Raw genomic sequence first — 7,406 nt, 5'->3', positions numbered from 1 at the left:
GGTCAGGAAGTGCTGGTCACTTATGTGGACGGCGATCTGGACCGGCCCATGGTGACCGGCATCGTCTACAACGGCGACAACCCCACGCCGTACGACTTGCCGAAAGACATCCGTTACACCGGCCTGGTGACCCGCTCCTTGAAGCAGGGCCGCTACAGCAACGCCAGCCAGATCACTTTCGACGACCAGCGCGGCGCCGAGCGGGTGATGGTGCACGCCGAGCGCGACATGCAGCAGACCACCGAGCGCAACAGCTCGGAGGCGGTGGGCCAGGACAAGAACATCTCGGTCAAGGGCACGTCCACTTCGGTCACTGGGGCTTCGATCAGTTTCACGGGGGTGTCGGTGTCCTTCACCGGCTTGTCGGCCAGCTTCACCGGGGTATCGACCAGCTTTACCGGCCTGTCCACCAGCTTCATCGGGGTGTCGACCAGTTTTACCGGCGTTTCCACCGGCTTTACCGGGGTGGACACCAGTTTTAAGGGGGTTTCCACCAGCTTCGTCGGGATATCGACGAGCTTCATCGGGGTGTCCACCAGCTTTACCGGGGTGTCCACCAGCCTGACCGGCACACGCACCTCGGTGACCGGCACCTCGCAGGGCATGACCGGCGTGTCCGCCTCGATGACGGGCACCAGCGTATCGGCGACCGGCATGTCGCAAAGCATGATCGGCGTGTCTTCGTCCTATACCGGCACCTCCACCAGCGTGACCGGCAACAAGATGTCGGTGACCGGCAGCTCCAAGAGCGTGATCGGCACTTCGATGTCGGACACCGGTACCTCAATCAGCGTGACGGGCACGGAGATGTCGACCACCGGCAGCGCCACCAAGGTGGTCGGCAGCAAGATGTCCACCACCGGGTCCGACGCCAGCGTCACCGGCTGTTCGGCGTCCACCACCGGCGCCTCGGTCAAGCTGGTGGGCAGCGACACTTCGCTGACCGGCGCTGAAATCAAAGCGGTGGGCAGCAAGATGTCCAGCACCGGTTCCAGCATCAGTTCCGTGGGCTCGGAAGTCAGCAGCACCGGCTTTAGCAGCTCCACCACCGGTTTCAAATACTCCTACACCGGCGCGTCCTACTCGGACACCGGCGTGGATCTGAAAAAAGTCGGCATGGAGGTCAAAAGCTGATGCCCTTGCGTCATATCAAACCCCAGGCGGCGCTTGTTTCCTCGTCGCGCACCCAGATCGGTTCCCAAGCCATGTTGCGCATCGGCGTCGGCATCGGTTTCCGCCTGAGCGATCCCTTCATCCTGGCGCACGAGGCCGCGTGCTGGGAGGCGATCAAGGCGGCCAAGCCGGCGCTGCCGCTGTTCGAACCGGCAATGCCCAAGCTGCGCGCTGAATGGCTGCTGCTGGGCAGCGCGCATTATCGCGGCCCGGCGGCCGGCGTCGGCGTATTGGACTGGCTGGCCGAGGCCGAGTTGGGCGGCGTGCGCAAGATCGCGAGCTGCCGGGCGCAGCCACGTATGGACGGCGGACGCGTCGAGGCCAGCCTGGCGCTGGACCCGCGCCAGGCGGCGGCCGGCCTGCAAGGCGAAAATCCTTTCGGCCAACGCCACGCGTCGCCGCCTTTGCAACGGGTCCGCGGCTTGAACGTGAGCCCGGCGCCGCTGGCGGCGATGGGGCCGTTGGGCAGCGATTGGCCGGAGCGCCGCCAATGGCAGCCGCGCTTCGCCGGCTCGCCGCAAGCAATGGCGGACGACGGTAGCCATATGGGATGGCCGGCGGCCACCGATCTGCGCTTTTTCCAGCAGGCGGCGCCGGACCAGTGGTCGGACCAGGCCTGCTGGCCGGCTCAAGCGCCGTTCGCGCTTAGCGGCTTTCGCGGCGGAGAAGTCCAGGGACGGTTGCCGGCTGTGCGGCCGCTGTTGCTGGCGGGGCGGGGGGACGGCCCGCTGGACGAACGGCCGGAACTGGCATTGCAAACCGTGTGGCTGCTGCCGGACGCGGACCTGGGCGTGATGTGGTGGAACGGCTTTCTACCGCTGGATTATGTATTGGACGACGGCGTCGGCCGGCTGGCGCTGGGCTTCAAGGACGCCGCCGAACCTGAACGGCCGGCGGAGCTGGCCGCCTTCGCCGAGCGCCGCTCCCGCTTGGACGATCAAGACCCCTTGCTGTTGGCCGATCACGCGCTGATGCCGGATCCAGCGCGCGGCTGGGTCTGGGAGCAGATACTCGACTCCGCTGACCACCCGCGCTTCGCGCCGCCCCCGCGCGACCGCGCCGAGATTCGCGCGCGGCTGGAACAAAATCATAAGGCCTTGCGCGAGGCGCAGGCGGCGCAAACCCGGCTGCAGTCCTTTGTTCGCGCCAATGAAAACGCCTTGGCCGGCCTGCCGCAAGCGGCGGCCGACGGGGAGAACTGGCGCGAGCGGCTGCAAGGCGAACGCGGCCCCTGGAGCGAGTTGACCATATGCGACGCCGACCTGAGCGGCCTGATTTTCGACGGCCACGAGCTAAGCCAGGTGCGCTTCGAACGCTGCAAATTGGACCACGGCCGTTGGCGGCAATGCCGGCTGGAACAGGTGCAGTTCGTCGATTGCTCGCTGGCCGGCACCGTGCTGGACGCGGTGCGCTGGACCGGCGGCGGTCTGAACCGCTCCAATCTGGGCGCCAGCGTTTGGAACGGCGTCGAACTGGCGCAGTTGGGCATAGAGGATTGCCGGCTGGACGACATCGCGATTAACGGCGGCGCCTGGCGCGCGGTCACGGTGCAGGGCGAGGGCGGCGCCGGCGGCCGGGTTGGCCAGCTGCGTTGGGACCAGGTCAATTGGTGCCGGGTTCGTGCGGAGGATTGGCATTTCACCGGGGTACAAGCCGACGGACTTGGGCTAGTGGAGTGCCAACTGCCGCGTAGCGGCTGGCGGCAATGCCGGCTGTTGAAGTTCAGCGCGCTGGACACGGATCTGTCCGCCAGCGTCTGGCAGCGCTGCCAGCAGCGTTTCGGCGTATTGTCCCACGGCAGCTCGCTGCGCCAGGCGCGGCTGGAAGACTGCGAGCTGCTGTCTTGCAGTTGGCAGGATCTGGACGCTGCGCAACTGCGGATTGAGCACTGCGCCTGCCCGCAACTGCACGCGCAACGCTTGCGAGCGCCGGATTCGTTGTGGCGGAGTTGCGCGCTGGACGGCCTTAACGCCACCCACGCCAAGCTGGAACGAGCCCGCTTCGAAGCTTGCGCGTTGAAGGACGCCCTGTTCTACGGCGCAAGCCTGAGCGAGAGCCGGATGGAGGGCTGCAATCTGATCGACGCCAAAACCGCCTGGATGCAGCCGCCGTCCAGCGGGGGCTGGCGCGGCAATTTGGAAACCGGGCGCCAGGATTGGCCGAGGAGGGCGCAATGAGCGCGGCGCGGGAGGCCTCGTTGCGGGAGCTGGCCGGAGCGTTGCCCGCCGTGGTGGAGGGGCGGCGATTCGACGCGCCGCCGGCGGAGACGCTGAGCCGCGTGGTCTACATCGATTGCAGTTTCGAGCGCGTGCACTGGCGACAGTGCCGCTTTAAGGAAGCGCGCTTCGTCAATTGCCGCTTCGAAACCAATCGTTTCGAGCGTTGCGTCTGGCATGAGATGGGTTGCGCCGACAGCCAGTTCATCGACTGCGTCTGGGAGGAGTGCGAGCTGGAGCGGGTGGGGTGGCAGCGGGTGATTGCGTCCGGGGCCCAGTGGCGGGGCGGGCGGCAACGGGATTTTTCCTGCGTGGAATTGGACGCCGCTGGCTGGCACGTCAGCGATGTTCGCAGCGAGCACGGCTCTTTCGTCGACTGCCGGCTGCGGGAATGGCGGCTGCAAGGCGGCTGCTGGTCGGACAGCGCCTGGATACGCAATCAGCTGGACGGCTTCAGCGTGGAGGAGGCCGAGCTGCACAACTTCATTCACGGCCAAAGCCAGGCGCGGCGCGTGGCGCTGAGCGCCTGCCGCGGCTTGAACGCGCGCTGGATAGATTGCGAACTGGAGCATATGGCGCTGGACCACTGCGAACTGAAACAGGCGGCCTGGTCGCACAGTGTCTGGAACGGCGGCGCCATCCGCTCCAGCCGCCTGGTCGGCGCCAGTTTCGACCAGGCCCGGCTGCGCCGAGTGCAGACGCGCGAGGCGGATCTGGAGCAGGCCATGTTCGACGGCGCGCGCTTGGAGGATTGCGCTTTTGAGCAATTGAACGCGCCGCGGCTATCGCTGCGGCAGGCGCGGCTGGAGCAGGTCAACCTGTCAGGCGCCAATCTGCGCGGACTGGACGCCAGCGGCGCCGCGCTGCAGTCGGTGAAGTTGTCCGGCTGCGACTGCCGCGGGGGCCGGCTGGTAGGCCAGCCGCGCGGCGCATGGAGCGTGGCCGACACCGCCGGCGCGCTGTTCGACGATAGCAAACTTGAGCAAGACCGGGCTTGGCGGCAACAGGCGCAGCCCGGACCTAGAGGAGCCGCATGATGACATGGATGCAAGAAAGCGCCCTGGCCTGGGCCGAAACTCCGGCCGAGTCCGATCCAGTGCTGCGCGCGCTGCGCGTGGGCACGCCTACGCCGCGACCCAGCCAGGAATGGCTGCCGGCGCGGGTATGCGCGCAAGGCGAGAAGGACGGCGAATGGCTGGTCCGGCTGCCGTCCGGCGCGCTGCGCCAGGCGCGCGCCGCCTTCAGTTGCCTGGTGCGGCCGCAACGCGGCGATCTGGTGCAACTGGCTGCGGCGGATGAGGCTTGCTGGGTGTTGGCCATCCTGGAGCGCCCGCAGCCGGGCGGGGTTTGCCGCTTGGAACTGGGCGCGGCCAGCGTGCAACTGCACGCCGCCGAACTGCATCTGTGCGCCGACGGCGAGCTGAGCCTGAGCGGCCGGCAGCTCAATAGCCGCGCCCAGGCCATCGCCACCTCGGCGCAGGAGCGGCAGACCCATATCGGCGGCACCGACGCCGAGCACTGCGGCAGCCTGTTGCTGCACGCGGACCGCCACATGGGGCTGCACGCCAAGAGCACGGCGCTGAGTTCGGCTTCGCTGTTGAAGCTCGACGCCGGCCAGATTCACGTTGCCTAAAGGAGAAATGCGATGTTCGCCAATTGTTCCGCCGGCGGCATGGCCCTCGCGGCTTCCGACGTCTGCAAGACCCCGCCGCTGGGGATTCCGTCCACCTACGCCAATATCGCCAACAAGCCGGAGGCGGTGCCCAATGTGCCGACCATCATTTACGCCGGCGGCCCGGTGCACAACCTCAACACCATCATTCCGATGACTCACGGCGACGAGGGCGGCTCCATGGGCGGGGTGGCCTCCGGCACGGTGGCGGCGCTGTCCCGCCACGTGACCGGCTCCGGCAAGGTGCTGATTCAGGGCGCGCCGCAGACGCGGCTGACCGACACCAATCTGCCCAATAACCAGAACACCGCCGGGCAGACGGTGGCGCCTTCCCAGACCATCACCATGACCTTGAGCTAATGATCTCTTTTCCCTTTGTCCGGCGCGCGCTGCTGCTGTGCGCGCTGGCTGGTCTGCCAGGCTGCTCTTCGCTGTTTTCCTCGCGCGGAGACGACGGGCCGCGCCAGTTGCACGTCACCCTGGTGGGCGGCGGCCAGCTCAACAACAGCGGCGGCGGACCGCGGCCGGTGCAGGTCTGCCTGTACGTGGTGCGAGAAGCCAACTGGCTGCCGCCTGCCGGGCTGGAGGATTCCAGCTGCGCCCAGCGCGGCCGGGAAGTGGCGGCCGAATCCCGCCACGTGGTGGCGCCCAACCAGGTGCAGCAAGTGCTGCTGCCGGCGTCCGGCTCGGACCCGGTCTGGCTGTTGGCGGACGCCGATTTCGCCAGCAAGCCGCCCGGCTACGCGCCGCTGCGCATCCGGGTGGACGGCCGCCAGCTGATCCATTTGGCGGTGCTGCTGGAGCGCAACCGCATTGTCGACGCTCTGCGGCCCGCCGCCGCCCCATTGGCGGACGTCTCCGCATCGGCCCCGGCCGCGTCGCCGCCGCCGGCCAAGCCCTCCCGCAAGCCTTGGCGCAAGACGCGCAAGGCGCCCATCGCCCATTTGGAGGAAAGCCCATGAGCGCTTTGCCAGTAGGACCCGTCGCCTGGAGCGACGGCATGTTGATAGAAACCCAGCATTTTCAGCAGCAGGAACGCCACTTGGCTCATCAGTTCGGCCTGCGCCTGCGTCAGACCTCCAACCATGGCTGGGGCTTTTCCCTGCTGGATGTGGACAGCGACGGTTTGGGGCTCGGCCGCTTGGGCCTGCGCGCGGCCGAAGGCATTTTGCCGGACGGCACCCCGTTCGCGCTGCCGGCTCACGACCCTTTGCCGGCCCCGCTGGACACCTCGGACGCCCAGGCCGGCGACATTGCCTGCCTGGCGCTGCCGGCCGCCGGTTGCGGCGGCCCGGAAATGGCCTTTGGCGACGCGTCTGCGGCCGCGCGCTACCGCGCCGCCGCCACCGAGGTGCCCGATCTCAGCGTGGGCCTGGACGCGCCGGGCTCGCCGCGCCGCCTGACGCTGGAAACCGGCCGCATGATGACGCGGCTGTGCTGGCAATCGCAATTGCGCGCCGAGGAAACCGCCTTGCCCTTCGCCCGGGTGGCGGGGCGCAGCAGCGCGCTGACGCTGTTGCTGGACCCGCGTTTCATCCCGCCGCTGCTGGACAGCCGCGCCCACCAGACGCTGCGAGCGCTGATCGAGGAGTTGCAAAGCACGCTGCAAGTGCGGCTGGCCGGCAGCGCCGGCTTGCGAGTGCTGTCCGCCGGCGGCGGCCTGGCGGACCTGGTGGAGTTGATGCTGCGCCAGGGCATCGCCGAATACCGGATGCGCTTGGCTCACCTGGACGCCTTCAACCCGCTGCCGCCGGCCTTGCTGTTCCAGGAGTTGATCGGCCTGCTGGGCCGGCTCAGCGTGCTGCCCGGCGTGGACGAGGCATTGGCCGAGCGGCAGTTCGCCTACCGCCACGATGAGCTGCAAGCCAGCTTCGAGCCGTTGGCCGCCACCTTGCGCTACGCGCTGGCCAGGGTGATCGAAACCCCGGTGCTGCCGCTGAAGTTTGAGGACCGCGGCGACCAAGTGCATGTCTGCGTGGTGGACCGCCAGTGGAAGCTGCAGAAGATGGTCTTCGCCTTCTCCGCGGCGATGCCGGCGGACAAGCTGCGCCAGCTCTTGCCGCAGCAGGCCAAACTGGGCGCGGTGGAACAGATCCAGAAGCTGGTGGACTTGCAATTGCCGGGCGCGCGGCTGATCCCGACGCCCAACCCGCCGCGCCAGGTGCCGTACTACGCGCAGAGCGTGTACTTCGAAGTGGAGTCCAGCGACCCGTTTTGGGCGCAGGCCTTCGCGGGCTCGGCGCTGGCGCTCCGCATCGTCGGGGACTTCCAGGATATGCGGTTCGAGGCCTGGGGGCTGCGCGAAGGCAAGGTCGCTTAGAACCTGTTTGCGACCTGCCGCGCAG

Annotated in this window: 7 protein-coding genes; all 7 read left to right on the top strand. The window is 68.0% G+C overall.

The window, feature by feature from the left end; genetic code table 11:
• Positions 1 to 1,134 (top strand): bacteriophage T4 gp5 trimerisation domain-containing protein (locus BR71_RS07205; protein WP_043634803.1); only part of this gene is annotated, 1,134 nt, incomplete at its 5' end.
• Positions 1,134 to 3,350, top strand: a complete 2,217-nt coding sequence (locus tag BR71_RS07200; RefSeq protein ID WP_208854849.1) for a DUF2169 family type VI secretion system accessory protein — start codon at positions 1,134 to 1,136, stop codon at positions 3,348 to 3,350. The genes BR71_RS07205 and BR71_RS07200, both read left to right, overlap by 1 nt.
• Entirely contained in the window at positions 3,347 to 4,426 is a 1,080-nt protein-coding gene (locus BR71_RS07195) for a pentapeptide repeat-containing protein (protein ID WP_052370406.1), read from the top strand. The genes BR71_RS07200 and BR71_RS07195 overlap by 4 nt, the downstream gene beginning before the upstream one ends.
• A complete protein-coding gene (locus BR71_RS07190; RefSeq protein WP_052370405.1) occupies positions 4,426 to 5,022 on the top strand; it encodes a DUF3540 domain-containing protein in 597 nt (198 codons plus the stop codon). Before BR71_RS07195 ends, BR71_RS07190 begins: the two co-directional genes overlap by 1 nt.
• 12 nt (positions 5,023 to 5,034) lie before the next feature.
• The gene (locus tag BR71_RS07185) at positions 5,035 to 5,421 is read left to right on the top strand and encodes a DUF4150 domain-containing protein (protein ID WP_043593253.1); all 387 of its coding nucleotides are present in this window, start codon (positions 5,035 to 5,037) and stop codon (positions 5,419 to 5,421) included.
• Positions 5,421 to 6,023 (top strand): type VI secretion lipoprotein TssJ, encoded by a 603-nt coding sequence (locus tag BR71_RS07180; protein ID WP_052370404.1) that lies wholly within the window; start codon positions 5,421 to 5,423, stop codon positions 6,021 to 6,023. Before BR71_RS07185 ends, BR71_RS07180 begins: the two co-directional genes overlap by 1 nt.
• Entirely contained in the window at positions 6,020 to 7,381 is a 1,362-nt protein-coding gene (gene tssK, locus BR71_RS07175; RefSeq protein WP_043634800.1) for a type VI secretion system baseplate subunit TssK, read from the top strand. The genes BR71_RS07180 and tssK overlap by 4 nt, the downstream gene beginning before the upstream one ends.
• Positions 7,382 to 7,406: the final 25 nt, after the last annotated feature.

This window comes from Chromobacterium haemolyticum DSM 19808, assembly GCF_000711885.1.
Taxonomy (GTDB): Bacteria; Pseudomonadota; Gammaproteobacteria; order Burkholderiales; family Chromobacteriaceae; genus Chromobacterium; species Chromobacterium haemolyticum.
The sequence above is the reverse complement of the archived record's forward strand: the minus strand, read 5'-3'. Positions and strand labels throughout refer to the sequence as shown.

Coding starts and splice junctions, on each gene's coding strand:
- BR71_RS07200 (WP_208854849.1), top strand. CDS start 1,134: ATGCCCTTGCGTCATATCAAACCCCAGGCGGCGCTTGTTTCCTCGTCG.
- BR71_RS07195 (WP_052370406.1), top strand. CDS start 3,347: ATGAGCGCGGCGCGGGAGGCCTCGTTGCGGGAGCTGGCCGGAGCGTTG.
- tssK (WP_043634800.1), top strand. CDS start 6,020: ATGAGCGCTTTGCCAGTAGGACCCGTCGCCTGGAGCGACGGCATGTTG.
- BR71_RS07190 (WP_052370405.1), top strand. CDS start 4,426: ATGACATGGATGCAAGAAAGCGCCCTGGCCTGGGCCGAAACTCCGGCC.
- BR71_RS07185 (WP_043593253.1), top strand. CDS start 5,035: ATGTTCGCCAATTGTTCCGCCGGCGGCATGGCCCTCGCGGCTTCCGAC.
- BR71_RS07180 (WP_052370404.1), top strand. CDS start 5,421: ATGATCTCTTTTCCCTTTGTCCGGCGCGCGCTGCTGCTGTGCGCGCTG.